Origin of the sequence: Streptomyces sp. NPDC029044 (assembly GCF_040637495.1) — a bacterium.
Classification (GTDB): domain Bacteria; phylum Actinomycetota; class Actinomycetes; order Streptomycetales; family Streptomycetaceae; genus Streptomyces.
Genome location: NZ_JBEZWN010000040.1, coordinates 29151 through 44585 on the forward strand (window position 1 = coordinate 29151; position 15435 = coordinate 44585).

Consider the following 15435-nt stretch of genomic DNA (forward strand, 5'->3'; position numbering starts at 1 on the left):
CACCGCGCCTCTCCTCCTCAACCGCGCCGTGTACGGCGCCTTTGTCAGGTCCTCTTACGAGGTCGGCGCCCAGCGCTTCAGTGCTCGAAGACCGCCGTCGCCACCGGCACTGCCAGCAGCAGGCTGAGTCCGACCAGGAGGCGGTCCAGCCACAGGATGGCGGCGAACTCGCGCAGTGTCGCGGCCAGCCAGTATGCGGGGGAGGTCGGCGCGCCCACGACGCGCACGGGCACGCCGACGCGGCGGGCCAGCAAGGTCGTGCGGTAGACGTGGAAGCCGCTGGTGACCACTGTGACACGGTGGCCCGGAGTGGTGCCGTCCACGAGGGCCGCGCTGAAGCGGAGGTTCTGCCCGGTGTTGACGGAGCGGTCCTCCCGCACGATCCGGTCGGCGGGCACGCCGCGTCCTCGCAGATAGTCGGCCATCGCGTCCGCCTCGGAGCGGACCTCGTCGTCGCCCTGGCCGCCCGAGACGACGAACACCACACCAGGCGTGTCCGGTGCGCGGTCGGCGTCGATCGCGAGGGCGTGCTCCAACCTGCGCGTCAGCAGCGGGCCGGGCCGGTCGCCGTTGAGCCCGGCGCCCAGGACGACGACATGGGTGGTTCCCGGCAGGGGGTTGCCACGGCCCCGGACGAACACGTAGCCGGCGAAGACCAGGAAGAGCAAAGTGAGGTATCCCGCGGCCGCGTTCACCGCGATCACGATGGCACCGAACGCCTCGCCGCCGACCACGTGGAAGGCCACATCGAGGCCGAGCACCGCCAGCACCGCGCAGCCGGCGGCCCCGGTGGCCAGCAGGGCTGCCTGGGGTCCGTAACGCCGGACCAGGAGGACGCCGTCGGCCAGCAGCAGCAAGCCCAGCGCGAACGCCAGGAGCATGGCAGCGACGGCGAGGACGGTGGCGAAGGCCGGGTGGGCGGCCGCACTGCGAACGGCCACGCCCAGTCCGGCAGAGGCCACCGCGAGGCAGAACAGGACAGCGGTGGCCAACCGGCGCGGTGCCAGCAGGGCGTTGCCGACGCCGGCCACGGCGAACACGACCGCAGCGAGATACTCCGGGTACTCCGGCATGTGCCGCACCGCTCCGCTCTCCCGCCCGCCGGGCCGCTGCCCGTCCGCGCCCGCCTCTCGCCGCCCGCAGCTTCCCAGATCCGGGCACGGACGGCTGCCGGCCATCCTCCCAGACCTGCTGTGCTGCGCCGAACGCGGGCGGGCGGCGGCGCCTTCGGCTCCCCGCAGGCGGTGTGCCGCCCGTGCCTCAGCAGCCGCAGCAGCCGCTCCCTCGTTCGCGTTGATGATGCACGCCCGCCGCCACGCGAGGGACTACGAGCGGCTCATCCAGCACTCCGAGACACTGATCACCTGAGCCGCCATCACCCTCATGACCAGGCGACTCGCGCGGAAAGGCGCAACCCCCAGCTGGGCGAGAAAACCGGCGCCGACCAGCTGATCACCCGCCCCGTCTACGCGCAGCCGGGCTGCTCGGACAACCATCGCGTTGCCGCGTCCAGGACGGGATCGTTGCTTCTTCCGCGCCCGAGGTTGTCGACGACTGGCTGGTCAGGCGGTATGGGGCTGTCGTATGAGCGCCCCGTGCGGTCGGCGTCCTTCACTTCTGTCAGATTGAGGACCGCCCCGTCGGACAGTCGATGCTGTACGTTGCCAGTGGGGACGCCTGCCGTGTCCTCGCCGAAGGAGCGCGTATCAGGGCGCCCGCGGAAGGCCACGGTCACCGCCTCCCCGGAACTGGCAGTGGAACGGCTGGTGAGCACCGCAACAGGGGCCGATCCGCCGCCTATAGGAGGGCTTGTTCCCCAGCCGGTGGAATCACCGTCCAGACGAGGGCTGCCCTTCTCAATGGACCACACCGTCTTCTTGCCGTCCGCATCGACGAATGATCCGACATGACCGTCACCGAGGATCGGTCCCACGACGGCGAGCATCGGCCACATGTTGCCACCGAGGTTGCGGCGGAGGTCGATCACCCAGCCGCAGGCGTTCGGACGATCAGCCTTCGCCACGGCATTTCGCCCCTCCCGCACGTACTGTTGATATACCTTCTCAGATCCCAGGACGCCGGGGAGCGACAGAAACCCCATGCGGCCGGCTAACGCCCGCCCTTCCACAGGGTTGCGGATCTGCTCCTCCCCGTGCAGCTTTTTCGCCCTCTTTCGGGTCGTGGAAGCCGCTGTGCCCGTCTCCCAATCTGCCCAGGGCCGCCTCAATGGCTCGATAGGTATCGCCAGGACGCTGCGCGTTGCCGGCTTCGGTGAAGGCTGTTCGCCGTACCTCATCCCAGTCGACATCGTCGCGGCGAAGTGCCTTGTCCTCCATGAGGTCCAACGCGGTGGACAGGTAGGACCGGGCCTTGCCAGACATTGCCGGGCCAGGGGGCGACGCCTCCCCTCCCGAGCACCCGGCCCCGACAGCGAGTACACACACCAACCCAGCAGCCCTTAAATGCAGCAAACGCCCGCGAACCATGTGCCCTCCCAGTCAGCCAAACCAGTCGATCTATTGGTGACCCTAACTTCCGATGATCAACGCACGGCCGACCCCGGTTCAGAATTCACCAGTCGATGTCTCCGCTGCTGTCGACCTTGGGGGCGGTCACTGCGCCGAACCAGAAAGTCTGGCCGTGATGCTCCATGGCTTCCGCCACCTCGTGGAGCCATGAACCCAGGCTGGGCCACCCCAGAAAGCATGCCCGGTCATTGTGAACAGCATCGCCAAGGTGGTTGTGCCACATCCCTTCCCCGGCATCGATGAAGTGGTCGTCACCGTCACTTCCGGAGAGCGGGACCCACCTCGTTCCCCACCAGGGCGTTTCCGCCTGGTCCGGGTCTTCTGGTTCCCATACCTCCATCCGCCTCTCGCGGACCTCGATGATCTCCGACACCGAGTACAGCCTCCGGCAGGGGAGCACACCCAGCAGGGATGTATCTCCGTCATGGCATCGCAGCGACTGGCGGAGATCCTCAGGAAGAGGGAACCCCAAACGCGACTCGGCTTCCTGGAGGGACTGCCACGAAGCCGGGGGCCTGAGGTCTGCCAGAGCCCTGGACGCGTGCCGGGACAACCAGGCGTCGATGCGGCGCCAGGATGTCGCGACCGGTGGCACAACAGGAACTATGCCTCGTCGGGGAGGTCGCATCATCATGCGGAACATCATCCACCAGGGCTCACGCGGGCAACGACATCGAGCCACTGGCCGGCCTGAAGCGCGTCCGCCTCACAGCGCCAAGTCAAGGAGGCACAACCTGGGCGGTGCCCGGCACAGTCAGAGCGCATGAGCCGAATTCGTATGATGACCGCATGGGCGTGTGCATGGAGGTCCTGATCATCGACTGGGCCCATCTGGAGTCGGTGCCGGCTGGACAGCGGGACGACCTGATCATGGAGGCCGCGTTCGGCCCGGACGATGTGTACGACTACGACCCCCCGCCGGGGTGGACGTGGCCCGATCCCGCGCAGACCGGGTGGTGGGCGCGCTACGAGTTCCTCGACACCATGACCTCGTACAAAGCGCATTTCTGGGCCGGCGAACGCTGGGACGAACTGCGTGCCTTCGTCGATGTGCCGCTGCGAGACTCCCTTGACCAGTTCAGTGCACCGCTGTTCTGGGGCGGCTCCACCTACGCGTCGCAGACGTCGGGCTTCTCTCCGACTGTGGAGCCGGGCGCCTGTGACTGGACCTCTCGACTCGATGTCATGCTCTGGCTGCTGCCGCAGGAGGTGGCAGCGCTGCAGCGCTTCTGGGGGCAGGTCGCGCCCCGTCTCGGCTCACTGCGCGAGCCCTTCGACCGTCATCTCACCGAACCCATCGGCTGGATCCGTGACTTCCCGTCGTTCTCACGGCTCGTCACCGAATGGGGTGACGTCGTCAGCCAGGCCGCCCGCCGCGACTGGGCCGTCATCGGCCTGCGGAGCTAGGCACTTAGGATCGGCAGCCGGCCCTGGTTACTGCTCCGAACGTTGTACGCGCAACTGCGCAGCGGCCGAAGTGTCACTGTCGACCGAACCGGAAGACCGGCGCGCCCCGGTCCGACGGGCCGATCTGATCACGTTTCAGCGAGCACACCCTCGGCAGCCGTCTACTCTCGGCTGCCGAGACACTCACCCAAGCCGCACCACCACGGATGTCACGCTAGCGGCCCATGCCGATTCCCTAGGGCCCGCGACTGGTTCCAGCGGCGGCCCGGGCGGTTGAGCTCGTCGAGCAGCACGTCCGCCGGCCGCCGCCCCACGACGCGCTCGCCCCGGCTGAGGCACCCAATGGTGCCCGACCACTGCCCGGGGGGAGCGGCAGCACGTCGCCGGTCACCGTCGCCCCGACCTCCTCGTCCCTCGCGAGCGTGTAGATTGCGCTGGCCTTCTCCTGAGGAGTGATGGCCTCGACGACTGACGGCACGCCGGCCGGTTCGCTTTGTCCGGCGTCCACCGCGGTTTCCCCGTGGGCGGAGTGCCGATCGCATCGAACCGCTCCTCGTCGTCCGCGATCCCCGCCAGGATCGGGTGGACCGTATAGGAGGCCCCCGCGCCCGGGGCTCCTTCGGCCAGCGGGAGGCCGTCCACCGCGTTCACCACATCTCCAGCGATCGGATCCGACGTCACCGCTCATCCGAATTCAGTGGCTGGGGGAGGCGCTGGGAGACGGCACTCGTGCCGTCGTACACGCGGACTGTGGTTCGTTTTCCACGGCCAGCTCCTTGGTGGTGGCCTCAGTCATCCGGTGGCCGCGCCCGTGCGGTGTGATGGTGAAGGTGAAGCATCCGTTCACGAGTGTCTCTCTGGTGAGGAAGACCCCTGGCCCGACGCCCAGCAGTTCTGCCGTCACTATGACGTCAGGCCCGTGCCGCTCGACCCTGACCAGGCCCTGAGCCGGCTTTCCCCGAGGGAGAACCCGAGCGATCTCGCTGTCGTCCAGCACGCCGTCGGCCGCCGCCCCGACGAGCTTCTCCTGCCGCGTCTCGGCGTCACTCCGCATATCGGCGCGGGCCTGGCTCTCGGCGCGGTCATCCGCCGTGACCGCCCAGATCCCCAGCCCGACGGTGCACACAAGAAGCAGCACGAGCACAGTCAGACAACCATGGAACAGACACCCTCCGGTCGTTCCACTCCGCACCCCCTCGCGTCCGCCCATGACCCGAGCATGCCAGTGCCCGGGCCGACTAGGGGTCACGAGTCCAAGCTGTTACTCACTCCGCCCCTGCCCGAACCTCTCCGAGCCCTGGTCGTCGTCTACCGCCGTCGACGTTCCATGAGGCCGGCGCTTGCCGATCGCGTTCCGCAGCGGCCGGCGGTGGTCGTGGCCCGAAGCGCCAGGAGGCGGGATGCCAGGCCGGGCCGTGTTCGCGCAGCTCCTCCAGCGTGTCGCCATGACCGGGGTGCAGCGGTCGTAGGAGGAGTGGTCGCCCTCGGGATGCCACCGCCCCTGCCAGTAAGGGCGGTTGAGGCACCTCCGGCGCTATTGCGTCAAGTTGGTCGTGGTCGAACAAGCGGGTACTCCTGTTCTGTGGAGTCGTGGCACGATCGGGGCGTGGAGAGTCCGGATCCCGCGTTGCCCCGTCGCCTCCTGATGGAGGCGCTCATCGTGTTGGCTGCGTCTGCGCCGGCCCAGACGGCATGGCTGGAGAAACACGGTGTCGTGACGGACGAGATCGCCCTCGATTTCGATCACGCGTTCCGCATGGCCGAGCGCCTGGTGGAGCAGGGACTCCTCAGTCGCGGTGCACTGCCTGACCTGCGGATGATCGACTCGATCTTCGATGAGATGACTCGCGATGAGTCCGCCGATCGGTGGACGAAAGCGGCTCTGATCAGCGACGTCGGGTGGGGCCAGGCTCGCGAGCTGGCTCAGCGGGTTCTGGTCCGGGAAGGCGCGGAGACTTCGGTGCTGCCAGATATCTGTGTGGTGCGGTAGCGCACTCTGGTGGTTCAGGCCGCTGCTGCTTGTGAGGCGACGCTCCCCTCGGGAAAGGGCCACGATCTCGTCATACGTTCGGTGTGCAGCGGGCAGTGGTAGAGCCGGCCGCTCGTGGCTGTACTGCGCACCCGGAAGGCGTCAGGTGTTCACGATCGAACCTGATGGCCGCCACCCGCTACCGCGACCGGCACTCCGTCTCCCGCAATCCGACCCTGGGGACGCCCTGAACACCCGGTGGCGCCGGAACGCTGCCGCGCAGCAACGCCCGGCGGGTGGCGGTCGACTGACCTTCTGTGAACCGGTCATGGACCTGCTCGGCGGTCGTGGCGACGGCGCCGTCCAGCCCTCCGGTCGGCTCGTAACCCGCCCGGGTCAGCGTCTTGCCGCGGCTGAGACGCCAGGTCTTCAGCAACGCTTGCCACAACAACGTCGGCCGGAGCACTGATGTCGTTTCCGTCCAAGACGCCCGTCCCGGCGAGACATAGCCTGATCCCAGGAGCCCAGCACGTGATGAGGAGACGCAGATGCGTAAGTTGGTCTACACCGGTTTCATGTCGCTCGACGGCGTTCTGGACTCGCCCGGCGGGCCCGAGGAAGGGCACCGCAGCGGTGGCTGGGTGGTGAAGGACCTGGAGTTCGTACCGGAGGCCTGGTCGCTGAAGGCCGAGGAGCTTGCCGACACGTCGGCGCTAATGTTCGGCCGCCGTAGCTACGAGGCCTTCGCGTCGGTCTGGCCCGCCTCGGAGGACCACGCCTCCTACAAGGAACTGCCCAAGTACGTGGTGTCGAGCTCACTGTCGGACGACGCTCTCGTCGGCGGGTGGGGGCCGTCGACGATCCTGCGCACGACGGAGGACGTCGCCGGCCTCAAGGAAAGTGAGGGCGGCTCCATCTACATCCACGGGAGTGCCGAACTGGCGCGGCGGCTGTCGGAAGCCGGCCTGATCGACCAGTACAACCTGCTCGTCTTCCCCGTCCTGCTCGGCGCCGGCAAGAGCCTGTTCCACCGGGCCGACCGTGACAAGCAGATGCTGTCACTGCGGGAGTCGGAGAGCTACTCCAACGGGATCCTGAAGCTGGTCTACGACGTCAAGCGCTGACCCAGGTCGAGTGCGATCGCGCCGCCCGTGCCGTTGCGCAATTCCCCGGCGGTGCGGCCCACGTAGGTGCGCAGCGCCCGGGCGAGGTGCGGCTCGTCGAAGTAGTCGAGCTTGACGACGACGTCGGCGGCCGTGTCACCGGCCGCCAGCAGTTCCGCCGCCGTACGGGCCCGCTCGATCTGCCGTACCGCACCCCGCGTCAAACCGGTGGCGGCCCGGAATCGGCGCTCCACGGTCCTTCCCGACACCGCCGGTTCGAGACCTCGCAATACCTCGACGACGAGCGGGTCACGCACCACGATCCCGGCTTTGACCAGCCGCTCCACCAAGTGCTCGGCGTCATCGGCACCCGGGGTCTGCCAGCGGGCGCCGTCCAGTCGGAACGTCCTGCGTGTGGTGTCGGGGAGCTCTACGCCGCCGTCGAGCAGCTCCGGTGCGGGCAGGGCCCGCAGCGAGGTGCCCAGGGCGAACTCGATGCCGGTGAAGGCAGCGCCCTCCGGGACGGGCGCCGTGCTCGTGCGTGTCTCCGGGCCGGTGACGGCCGCGTAGGACCGGGCGTCCTGCTCCCAGAACACCAGACCCCAGCGCACACCGGCGACGGACGTCATCGCCGTGACCTGCTCGCTGGTGCAGGTCCATACGCTGTCGACCCACGGTGAGTCCGACCGACGTGTCCCGAAGCGCAGCTCCACCCCCGCAGGATACGCCGGGCCGGGTCTCGGGGACCGGCCGAGAGCGTGCCTGCCCCCCGTGACCTCCTGGAAGCCGCCGGTCACGTCGCGATCGGGCTTCAGGTCCGCAGGTCCGCCCAGGTGGGCCAGCGGACGTGCTCTGCGCCCTGGCGGGGGTGAGCCGCCCCTAGTCGCAGAAGGACGAGGCCGTTCTCCAGCGCAAGGACGAAGCCGTTCTCCGGCGCGCTGAAGGCCCACGTTGCGGACGTGGCAGCCCGGAGCAGCCGGTGCGCCGGTGAGGGGCGCCCCGTGTGGCATCGGGTGCCCCTCGCGGATGCTCAGGGGCGGGCGCCGGGCTTGTCGACGACGCCCCAGGCGGCGCGGGCGCTGACCAGCTGTCCGTCGTCCCGGGTCTGCCCGAGGTAGGCGTAGCTGTCGGGGTCGAAGAAGATCTCCTGCTTGCCCTGCCAGCCGGAGGGCGTCTTCGCGGCGTAGGTCACGCTCACGCCGATCGCCGCGCGGCCGAGCGGGTCCTTCACGCCGGTCGTCACACGGGCGCCGGGGATCTTCGCGAGAGCCCGGAACAGACCCGCCTGGACGTTCGGCGGGATCAGCACCGACCGGTACAGGACGTCGATCTCCCGCCAGTCGCGCTGTGCGCGGGTCTCCCCCTTGATGGAGTCGATGGCGTGCTCCTGGCGGATGCGCTGCATCATGCGGCCGGGGTCGCTGGGCAGGGTGGCGAGAAAGCGGTAGAACTGCCGCTGGGAGCGGTCGTCGTAGCCCTCCTTCTTCCACCTCTCCTCCTGGTTGGGGCCGTACCAGACCTGGAGCTTGTCCGGATCGAAGTCCGAGACGTCACCGGCCGGGGGGATGCCGGGCAGATTGGCGTGCCCGGTTCCGTCCCAGCGGGACCACTCCTCGCTGCTTTGCGGCTTGCCCTGGACGAAGACGGTGCTCTTGTCATACACCCACTGCTTCGGGCCGGGCTCGGTGCCGTCGTGCTTCTCCACGGTCGCGGCGGCCAGTTCGAGGGCGTCGGCGGAGGCGCCTGCCGAGAGCACCTTCGGGCCCTTGGGTGTGGAGGCGCGGGTGCCGTCCTCGGGTCCGTTCGCGACGATCTGGGCGGTCACGGCGAGGACCCCTGCGGTGGCGGCACCGACCAGGATCATCCGGCGCCGGGGAAGGGCGGCGCGCTCCGGGCGGGTCTGGTGCCGGAGTGCCGCGGCGAGCCGGGCCCGGGGCGCGGCGAGCCGCTCTGTGTCGGGAAGGGGTGCGTCGGCGCGCAGGCCGTGCAACTCGTCAAGCTCGTTCATGCGGGGTCACCTTCGTGTATGCGAGCTTCGATGAGGGAGTCGCCGACCGTGCCGGCCTGGGTGCGGAGCTTGCGGCGGGCGCGGTTGAGGCGGGAGCGGACGGTACCGACGGGAATGCCGAGGGCTTCGGCGATCTCCTGATAGCCGAGGTCGGCCCAGGCGAAGAGCAGCAGGACGTGCCGGTCACCCGCGGGCAGACGGGCCAGTGCCCCCGCCAGTGAGCGGACGGCGGCCTCGGCAGCCAGGCGGTCATCGGCCGAGTCGGTCCAGCTGTCGGCGACCGGGTCGTGGCCGGTACGGGCGAGCAGCTTCAGTGCCTGGACCTCCTGGCGGCGGTGCCGGCCGATCTGCTTGGCGGCGATGCCGTACAGCCAGGGCCGCACCCCGGCGCGGGCAGGGTCGAACCGGGCCCGTATCCGAAAGGCCGTCAGGAACGTCTCGGCGGTGACGTCGTCGGCTGCGTCCCGACCGAGCCTTCGGGTGACGTACTGGTGGATCGCCGGGGCGTGACGGTCGAAGAGTGCGGCGAAACGCTCGGGTTCCTCACGTGAGGCTGCGATGAGCTCGGCGTCGCCGCCGTCCAGATCAGTCATGGACAGTCCGTCCGTCGATGGGGCCGAAGGGGCCGAGCCGATGGGGCTGGTGGGGCTGGTGGGGCTGGTGGTCGTCGGGATCGTGGGTGGCAGGAGGAGGGTGGGTGTTCACATCCAGTACTTGCCACGCCGCGGCCAACGGGTTCACGCCCCCGTCCCGCGAGGCCGGACGCCTCGGCGGCCTCCCCCGGCACAGCCGGCATCCTCCCCGCCCCAGGCCCCTTGCACACGCCGCGGCGATGTGCCGGACCGGGCGATCGGGGAGCGGGCGGGCCCAGCTCCCGCATCGTCACGCCGTCGCACGGCACGGCGACCGTGCAGGGGCACCAGGGCCCCTCCCCCAGGCCAACATGACGGAGGCTTGCGCAGCAGGAGCGCCGTCCGCTCCGGTGATCCTTCAGGAGACGGATGGGCCGAGTGAGCTGAAGAACGCGTCCAGTCAGGCGCCGGCGGCTGCTACGCCGCGAGCGATCGCCGCCGTGCCGTCGACCGGGACGGGGCCCGGCGGCTTCCGGCCTCCTGGCTTCCCGCCTGCCCCCGCTGCCGGCCCGGTCGTAACGGTCCGGTTGCCGCCGGCGCCCATCGGAACCGGCGCGGGGCCGCTCAAGGGGCCACGGGCCGGAAATCGGCCGGTGGTGTGTTGGGAATCAGGCGGGAGATGTCGAACGCCGTGGGACGCACCTCGGCGGCCAGGAGCAGCAGCCACAGCGGCTGGCGGTTCAGTCCCGTCACGGTCGTTCGGCGGCCCGGCGCGCTGTCGTGCGGCGCAGAGGCGAAGAGGAAGTTGAGGCCGGTGACGTCCATGAAGGCCGTACTCGTCAGGTCCCACTGGAGGTCGGTCACATGCGGCGGCAGGGCGTCGACGGTGGCGCGGAGCGGGGGCAGGGTGTCGAAGTCGATGTCTCCGCCCGGGGAGACGCGTGCGGAGGTGCCGTCGATCGTGGTGATGATGTTCATGCGGGGTGCGCCCCCTTTCGGGGGTTGGCGAGCCCAAAGGCGAAGCACCCCCCTTGGAGGGGATGGACGACGATGGCGGGGGCCGGGTGCCCGGGATGGGGGCAACGCCCGACTTCCCCAAAAGACCGGCACCCGAAGGTGGCCGGCCGGTCTCGGCGTTCATCCACCGTCGCACAGTTTCCCCCGTAACCGCGATCGGCAGACCGGGGAACCTTGTGTGAAGCGCGTACCCCGGCCGAGTCGTGCCGCTGAGGACCTGCAGATGGGGGATCGAGGCGGTCTACTTCGACTGCTCAGACCTCTGGGTGCGGGGCACGCCCTTCGAAGTCCCGCCGCACCGCAGCACCCTCGTCCTCGACCAGACCATCCGCGTCGGGGAAGTGCAGAACAGTTCCGCAGTGACTGCACAACCTCCCGTTCTCGGCCGGCGCGCCGCACGCCTTGCAGAACCGGTTGCCCTTCTCGATCCGAGTTTCCTGCGTCATGACTCTCCTCGCCACAAGCGGCTCGACCTGCTGATTTTCATGCGGAGTACCCGGCGCCGAGGTCGGTACACCGCACTGCTCGTGTCACTGAGTGGCCCCGTGGTCAGGATGCCCGGCAACAGCTGCGACGGCGTCCCTGTTAGAACCTGTCTTTGAACCTGGAACTTGCGCCCCGGCGGCAGGTCGTCGGGGCGGCTTGTCAAAGCGGGGACCGCACGGTTGGCGCGGTGTTGGTGTAAGCCGAGCGGACGGTCGTCTACCGGCTCCAGCAGACACCGCAGCATACAAACATGGGATGACCACATGTCTGTTACGGTGAAGGTAAGCCGTCAGCAGATGAAAGGGGCCGGTCGTGCCGCTGCGCGGAGCGGTCCGCAGGAATCTGGTCGACGAGGTCATTGAGCAGATTGAGGACCTGATCACCGGCGGCGAATGGCCGCTGGAGCACCGCATCCCTTCCGAACCGGAACTCGTCGAGTTGCTGGGCGTGGGACGTAATACCGTCCGTGAGGCCGTGAGGGCGCTGGTGCACTCGGGGATGCTGCAGGCGCGCCAGGGCGATGGCACCTATGTGCGCTCGCGCAGCGGGGTCGGCGCCGCACTGGCCCGCGTGGCCCGGCACCACCGGGAGATCCTGGACGTCTACGAGGTGCGGGCCTCCCTGGAACGGGATGCGGCCCGGATGGCTGCTATGCGCGGCACCCCGGACGACCTGGCTCTGCTGCGTGCGGCTTTGGCAGATCGGGACCGGGCGCAGAGCACCCGCCCAGAGGAGCACGAGGCGTTCGTGGAGGCGGACCTGCGCTTTCACCGCCAGGTCGTGGCGGCCTCGCACAACAGCGCCCTGATCGACCTGTACGCGCACCTGACCGACGGGCTGCGTGAGACGTTGCGGGCCGTCGTCGACTCCCCGTTGCCCGATGCCGTACGTCACCAGGCACCGGAGCACGCCTCAATCGTCGCCGCGATCGAGGCCGGCGACCCGGAAGCGGCAGAGCGGGCCGCTGCCCTGTGCCTGCACCGGGCGGTTGCCGCACTGCAGAACCTCCGCCCCGACCGCCCTGGGGCCCGAATCAAGGAAATCCGACATGAGTAACCTTTTCGATCTCTCCGGCCGCACGGCTGTCGTGACCGGCTCCAGCCGCGGTATCGGGCTGGCGATCGCCCGCACCCTGCTGACCCAGGGCGCGAGCGTCCTCGTCAACGGCTACGACGAAGCCGAGACCGGCGCGGCGCTCAAGACTCTGCGCGAGCAGTACCCACAGACCGACCGTGAGCGTCCCCGGACCGCCGCCCTCGCCGGCGACGTGACCGACCCCGAGGTGGCCCGCGGCCTGGTGGACGAAGCGGCCAGCATCTTCGGGCACCTCGACCACCTCGTGTGCAACGCGGGAATCGACATCATCAAGCCCGCCATCGAATACACCCCTGAGGAGTGGGACCGGATCCTGACGGTCAACCTGCGGGGGGCCTTCCAGCCCGCCCAGGCCGCAGCCCGCCACTGGATCGCCGAGAACAGCAGAGGGTCGATCACCATGACGTCCTCGATCGCCGGTACGGTCGGCATCCCGACACTCGCCCCATACGCGGCCAGCAAGGGCGGCATCAACCAACTCGTGCGCACCCTCGCAGCGGAGTGGGCAGAACACCACATCCGGGTCAACGCGGTCGCCCCCGGCTACGTCGCCAACATCATGGACAGTGTCACCGCCCACGACGACCCCGGCTCCGACCAGCGGATCAACACCTTCACACCCCTCGGGCGCCGCGCCACCGTCGAGGAAATCGCCGCACCCTACGCCTTCCTCGCCTCACCGGCCGCCAGCTATGTCACGGGCTCCGTGCTGGCCGTCGACGGCGGCTACACGGCCACCTGACAATTGCCGCATCCGCAGGACGGCACTTCCTAGCGGTGATGCATCCCGAACGACCCAGCATCACCGGCGTACGGACCGCTTGTGAATGCTCTCGTTCACGCAGCCACGACACCCGAGGCGGGACGCGGTGGAGCGGCGTTCGGCTCGGTCGTAGGCCTGGTGAGGCGACGGGTCATGAGCGTGATGGCCGCGAGGGTGAGCATCGCTTCGGAGTGCTCGGGCCGGGTCTCATAGTCCCGGGCGTTTCTGCGGGCGTGGAGCCACCACGCCAGGCTTCGCTCCACCACCCATCGTCGTGGCAGGAGAACGAAGCCTTTCGCTCCTTCGGGCCTGCTCACGGTCTTGACCGTCAGGTTGAGGAAGGACTTGGCCCAGTCGGTCAGCGTTCCGCCGTAGATCGAATCGGCCCAGACGACGGCGATCTGCGGATGCATGAGACGCACCCGCAGGAGGACTTCCTTGGCTGCGACGGCATCGTGGGTGTCGGCCGGCGTCACCATGACGAACAGCAGCAGCCCCTTCATGTCACAGACGATATGTCGCTTCCTGCCCGAGATTTTCTTGCCCGGATCGAATCCGGAAGTGGATCTCGGGACGGTGGCGGCAACCTTGACGGACTGCGAATCGATCGCCGCGGCCACGGGGTGCGGGGAGGCGCCCATGGCGCGGCGGACCCGGCGCCGGAGCTGGTCGCGGATGAGGTTGAAGATGCCGGCCGCGCGCCACCGGCTGAAGAACCCGAAGACCGTCTGGAAGGGCGGGAAGTCCGCGGGCAGGGCCCGCCACTTGCAGCCCGTATCCACCACATACCGGATGGCGTCCACGATCGCGCGGCGAGGCCACTTCTCAGGGTGGCCGCCCGTGGACAACTGGCATGCGGGCGTGGGCAGCAGAGGCTCCAGCAGGACCCACTCGCCGATGCTGGTGTCCGAGGGATAGCGGCGCTGTCGCATCCCGTGCTCCTCAGGCCTGTCCTCCCTGCGGAGGCGGGGATCAGGCGATCAGGTCGAGGGTGGACTCGACGGAGTTGAGCTGGGCCACCATGTGACGGACCCACTTGTCCTCGGGGGCGAGTGCGGCGTGCGGGGTGACCGTGCCCGTGATCAGTCTGCGGATCTCGGTCAGTTTCTCGCGGATCACTGCCACCTCGTATGCCTGGAGGACGTCGCCGTCGGCGGTGAACTGGTAGCCGTCGGCGCGTGTGTAGATGAGGGGCGGCCAGCCCTTCTTGCCGATGGTGTCGCGCAGCATCGCGAGCCCGGAACGGACCTGGCTTCGGGTCAGTTCGGTGGCCCGCATCAGCTGCGGCATGTGCAGGCCGGCGGGGCGGGCCGACATCAGTACTCGCCAGAGAGCCTCGGCATACTCGCGGGCGGCATCGCCCTCGCGCCGCGATCGGCGCGGCACGGCTACTCGCCCCGCAGCAGCTTGGTCAGCTCCTCGTCCATGTCCAGATGGCCGCTGTCGACGGCGGTGACAATCCACTCGCAGGTCGCACGGACCCTGTCGACCTGCTTGTGGATCAGTTCCCGCTCGTCCTCGGACAGGCGGCGTCCGCGCATCTGGGGCACCAGGCGGCCGGTCGCGGCCACGAACTTGTGACAGGCGCCGATCAGATCCAGGAAGTCGATCGTCCGGTCGAGTTGCCGCACGACCGGCGCGACCGGGCTCTCCGGCCGCCCGGGAACGGGCTCTGCCTGGTCGGCCTGGTGCCACCGGTCGGTCTGGGCCTTGTTGAACAGATGCCGGGTCGTATCGTCACTGGCCGCCCGGAAGGCGACGCTGGGCCGGCGAAGGAAGTCGGTGGCTACGCGTGCGGCGACCTGATCGTCGACCGCCAGGTCGTGGATCGCCTCGACCTTCTCCTGCGAGGTCTGCGGATGGTCGACCCGCCACCCGACCTGACGTTTCGCCGCGTCCTGCGTCCACCGCGGCACTCCGTCGCGCGGATGCGAGGGCGGCTCCTTGATCCGGTCGAAACGGTCATCGAGCTTCTCCAGGATCCGGTGGATCTCGAAGGAGACGCCCGCGATCCGGTGCTCTGCAGGCCACTTGCTGGCCGTCTGCCGGTTGAGGCGGACCTGGTTGTAGGGAACGCCGATGTCCTCGGCATAGAGCTCCAGGGTCTCTCGCACCCCGAGCAGTTCCTCACCGGCCGCCGCTAACGAGCCGCCGTGCGGCCGCATCGGCTCGATCTCCAAAGCATGGTCACCGATTTTGAACTGGATCTTCGTATCGACCTCGACGAGCTTCCGGTCTTCGGCGATGATCTCCTCGTACCGCGCCCGGGAGACGCTCCCGATCTTCGTGCTCGTGGGCATGGCGCCCACCACCCCTCGGCACGGGACGCCGGCACTCCCTCCGCCGGCGACAAGTCCCGGCCTCTGCCCGCAGCATCCTGCCGCACGAGACCCCCGGCAACCCACAGCAAACGCTGTTGCGTACAAGCAGGTTCAAAGACGGGTTCTTAGTGCTCTCTGAGGCTGGTGGGGACACACAGCCCGCCGG

At 69.0% G+C, this 15435-nt stretch carries 19 protein-coding genes and 1 pseudogene; 6 read left to right on the plus strand and 14 right to left on the minus strand.

What is annotated here, in order from left to right; all coding sequences use genetic code 11:
- Positions 1–77: 77 nt before the first annotated feature.
- Positions 78–1073 carry a YdcF family protein gene (locus AB0E85_RS27005; RefSeq protein WP_361932116.1) on the minus strand — a complete coding sequence of 332 codons (996 nt, stop codon included), beginning with the start codon at positions 1071–1073 and terminating at the stop codon, positions 78–80.
- A gap of 211 nt (positions 1074–1284) precedes the next feature.
- Between AB0E85_RS27005 and AB0E85_RS27010 the strand changes: the two are divergent.
- A pseudogene (locus tag AB0E85_RS27010) lies at positions 1285–1518 on the plus strand (hypothetical protein); the annotation flags it as partial.
- Here AB0E85_RS27010 and AB0E85_RS27015 read toward each other — a convergent pair.
- Complete coding sequence (locus AB0E85_RS27015; protein WP_361932119.1) at positions 1466–2308, minus strand: S41 family peptidase; 843 nt, start codon at positions 2306–2308, stop codon at positions 1466–1468. The pseudogene AB0E85_RS27010 and the gene AB0E85_RS27015 sit on opposite strands and share 53 nt — an antisense overlap.
- A 263-nt stretch (positions 2309–2571) precedes the next feature.
- Positions 2572–3174 carry an SMI1/KNR4 family protein gene (locus tag AB0E85_RS27020; protein WP_361932122.1) on the minus strand — a complete coding sequence of 201 codons (603 nt, stop codon included), beginning with the start codon at positions 3172–3174 and terminating at the stop codon, positions 2572–2574.
- 143 nt (positions 3175–3317) lie between these two features.
- Between AB0E85_RS27020 and AB0E85_RS27025 the strand changes: the two genes are divergently transcribed.
- A complete protein-coding gene (locus tag AB0E85_RS27025) occupies positions 3318–3935 on the plus strand; it encodes a hypothetical protein (protein ID WP_361932124.1) in 618 nt (205 codons plus the stop codon).
- Between the two features lie 387 nt (positions 3936–4322).
- Here AB0E85_RS27025 and AB0E85_RS27030 read toward each other — a convergent pair whose 3' ends face one another.
- Together AB0E85_RS27030 and AB0E85_RS27035 are read right to left on the minus strand one after the other, a co-directional pair.
- Complete coding sequence (locus AB0E85_RS27030) at positions 4323–4616, minus strand: DUF6192 family protein (RefSeq protein ID WP_361932127.1); 294 nt, start codon at positions 4614–4616, stop codon at positions 4323–4325.
- 13 nt (positions 4617–4629) lie between these two features.
- Positions 4630–5079 carry a hypothetical protein gene (locus AB0E85_RS27035; protein ID WP_361932130.1) on the minus strand — a complete coding sequence of 150 codons (450 nt, stop codon included), beginning with the start codon at positions 5077–5079 and terminating at the stop codon, positions 4630–4632.
- Positions 5080–5541: 462 nt separating this feature from the next.
- Between AB0E85_RS27035 and AB0E85_RS27040 the strand changes: the two genes are divergently transcribed.
- A complete protein-coding gene (locus AB0E85_RS27040; RefSeq protein ID WP_361932132.1) occupies positions 5542–5925 on the plus strand; it encodes a hypothetical protein in 384 nt (127 codons plus the stop codon).
- Positions 5926–6103: 178 nt separating this feature from the next.
- Here AB0E85_RS27040 and AB0E85_RS27045 read toward each other — a convergent pair whose 3' ends face one another.
- Positions 6104–6370: a hypothetical protein gene (locus AB0E85_RS27045; RefSeq protein WP_361932134.1), complete on the minus strand. Its 267-nt coding sequence runs from the start codon at positions 6368–6370 to the stop codon at positions 6104–6106.
- An 82-nt stretch (positions 6371–6452) separates the two neighbouring features.
- Here AB0E85_RS27045 and AB0E85_RS27050 point away from each other — a divergent pair, with 82 nt between their 5' ends.
- Positions 6453–7028 (plus strand): dihydrofolate reductase family protein, encoded by a 576-nt coding sequence (locus tag AB0E85_RS27050; RefSeq protein WP_361932137.1) that lies wholly within the window; start codon positions 6453–6455, stop codon positions 7026–7028.
- On the opposite strand, the gene AB0E85_RS27055 is transcribed toward AB0E85_RS27050, so the two are convergent.
- The 5 genes from AB0E85_RS27055 to AB0E85_RS27075 all read right to left on the minus strand — a co-directional run bounded on the left by AB0E85_RS27055 (position 7010) and on the right by AB0E85_RS27075 (position 11050).
- The gene (locus AB0E85_RS27055) at positions 7010–7720 is read right to left on the minus strand and encodes a helix-turn-helix domain-containing protein (protein WP_361932140.1); all 711 of its coding nucleotides are present in this window, start codon (positions 7718–7720) and stop codon (positions 7010–7012) included. The genes AB0E85_RS27050 and AB0E85_RS27055 overlap by 19 nt on opposite strands.
- A 317-nt stretch (positions 7721–8037) precedes the next feature.
- Positions 8038–9015, minus strand: coding sequence for a CU044_5270 family protein (locus AB0E85_RS27060; RefSeq protein WP_361932143.1), 978 nt, complete (start codon positions 9013–9015; stop codon positions 8038–8040).
- A complete protein-coding gene (locus tag AB0E85_RS27065) occupies positions 9012–9608 on the minus strand; it encodes a sigma-70 family RNA polymerase sigma factor (RefSeq protein ID WP_361932146.1) in 597 nt (198 codons plus the stop codon). The genes AB0E85_RS27060 and AB0E85_RS27065 overlap by 4 nt, the downstream gene beginning before the upstream one ends.
- Before the next feature lie 603 nt (positions 9609–10211).
- Positions 10212–10565 (minus strand): hypothetical protein, encoded by a 354-nt coding sequence (locus tag AB0E85_RS27070; protein ID WP_361932148.1) that lies wholly within the window; start codon positions 10563–10565, stop codon positions 10212–10214.
- A 293-nt stretch (positions 10566–10858) separates the two neighbouring features.
- The gene (locus tag AB0E85_RS27075; RefSeq protein ID WP_361932151.1) at positions 10859–11050 is read right to left on the minus strand and encodes a hypothetical protein; all 192 of its coding nucleotides are present in this window, start codon (positions 11048–11050) and stop codon (positions 10859–10861) included.
- A 352-nt stretch (positions 11051–11402) separates the two neighbouring features.
- On the opposite strand from AB0E85_RS27075, the gene AB0E85_RS27080 reads away from it, so the two are divergent.
- Together AB0E85_RS27080 and AB0E85_RS27085 are read left to right on the plus strand one after the other, a co-directional pair.
- Positions 11403–12146: a FadR/GntR family transcriptional regulator gene (locus tag AB0E85_RS27080; RefSeq protein WP_361932154.1), complete on the plus strand. Its 744-nt coding sequence runs from the start codon at positions 11403–11405 to the stop codon at positions 12144–12146.
- Positions 12139–12927, plus strand: a complete 789-nt coding sequence (locus AB0E85_RS27085) for a glucose 1-dehydrogenase (RefSeq protein ID WP_361932156.1) — start codon at positions 12139–12141, stop codon at positions 12925–12927. Before AB0E85_RS27080 ends, AB0E85_RS27085 begins: the two co-directional genes overlap by 8 nt.
- 95 nt (positions 12928–13022) lie before the next feature.
- Here the strand turns inward: AB0E85_RS27085 and AB0E85_RS27090 are convergent, their stop codons facing one another.
- From AB0E85_RS27090 to AB0E85_RS27100, 3 genes are read right to left on the minus strand one after another with little or no spacing between them, the layout of a single operon-like run.
- Positions 13023–13880: an IS5 family transposase gene (locus tag AB0E85_RS27090; protein ID WP_361932159.1), complete on the minus strand. Its 858-nt coding sequence runs from the start codon at positions 13878–13880 to the stop codon at positions 13023–13025.
- 40 nt (positions 13881–13920) lie between these two features.
- Positions 13921–14334, minus strand: coding sequence for a RacP protein (locus tag AB0E85_RS27095; protein WP_361932161.1), 414 nt, complete (start codon positions 14332–14334; stop codon positions 13921–13923).
- A gap of 2 nt (positions 14335–14336) precedes the next feature.
- Positions 14337–15248 (minus strand): DUF6192 family protein, encoded by a 912-nt coding sequence (locus tag AB0E85_RS27100; protein WP_361932164.1) that lies wholly within the window; start codon positions 15246–15248, stop codon positions 14337–14339.
- Between the last annotated feature and the right edge of the window lie 187 nt (positions 15249–15435).

What these genes read in the sequence shown, in the direction of transcription:
- AB0E85_RS27005 (WP_361932116.1), bottom strand. Translation starts at nt 1,073, where the DNA reads ATGCCGGAGTACCCGGAGTATCTCGCTGCGGTCGTGTTCGCCGTGGCC.
- AB0E85_RS27015 (WP_361932119.1), bottom strand. Translation starts at nt 2,308, where the DNA reads ATGTCGACTGGGATGAGGTACGGCGAACAGCCTTCACCGAAGCCGGCA.
- AB0E85_RS27020 (WP_361932122.1), bottom strand. Translation starts at nt 3,174, where the DNA reads ATGATGTTCCGCATGATGATGCGACCTCCCCGACGAGGCATAGTTCCT.
- AB0E85_RS27025 (WP_361932124.1), top strand. Translation starts at nt 3,318, where the DNA reads ATGGGCGTGTGCATGGAGGTCCTGATCATCGACTGGGCCCATCTGGAG.
- AB0E85_RS27050 (WP_361932137.1), top strand. Translation starts at nt 6,453, where the DNA reads ATGCGTAAGTTGGTCTACACCGGTTTCATGTCGCTCGACGGCGTTCTG.
- AB0E85_RS27060 (WP_361932143.1), bottom strand. Translation starts at nt 9,015, where the DNA reads ATGAACGAGCTTGACGAGTTGCACGGCCTGCGCGCCGACGCACCCCTT.
- AB0E85_RS27065 (WP_361932146.1), bottom strand. Translation starts at nt 9,608, where the DNA reads ATGACTGATCTGGACGGCGGCGACGCCGAGCTCATCGCAGCCTCACGT.
- AB0E85_RS27070 (WP_361932148.1), bottom strand. Translation starts at nt 10,565, where the DNA reads ATGAACATCATCACCACGATCGACGGCACCTCCGCACGCGTCTCCCCG.
- AB0E85_RS27075 (WP_361932151.1), bottom strand. Translation starts at nt 11,050, where the DNA reads ATGACGCAGGAAACTCGGATCGAGAAGGGCAACCGGTTCTGCAAGGCG.
- AB0E85_RS27085 (WP_361932156.1), top strand. Translation starts at nt 12,139, where the DNA reads ATGAGTAACCTTTTCGATCTCTCCGGCCGCACGGCTGTCGTGACCGGC.
- AB0E85_RS27090 (WP_361932159.1), bottom strand. Translation starts at nt 13,880, where the DNA reads ATGCGACAGCGCCGCTATCCCTCGGACACCAGCATCGGCGAGTGGGTC.
- AB0E85_RS27100 (WP_361932164.1), bottom strand. Translation starts at nt 15,248, where the DNA reads ATGCCCACGAGCACGAAGATCGGGAGCGTCTCCCGGGCGCGGTACGAG.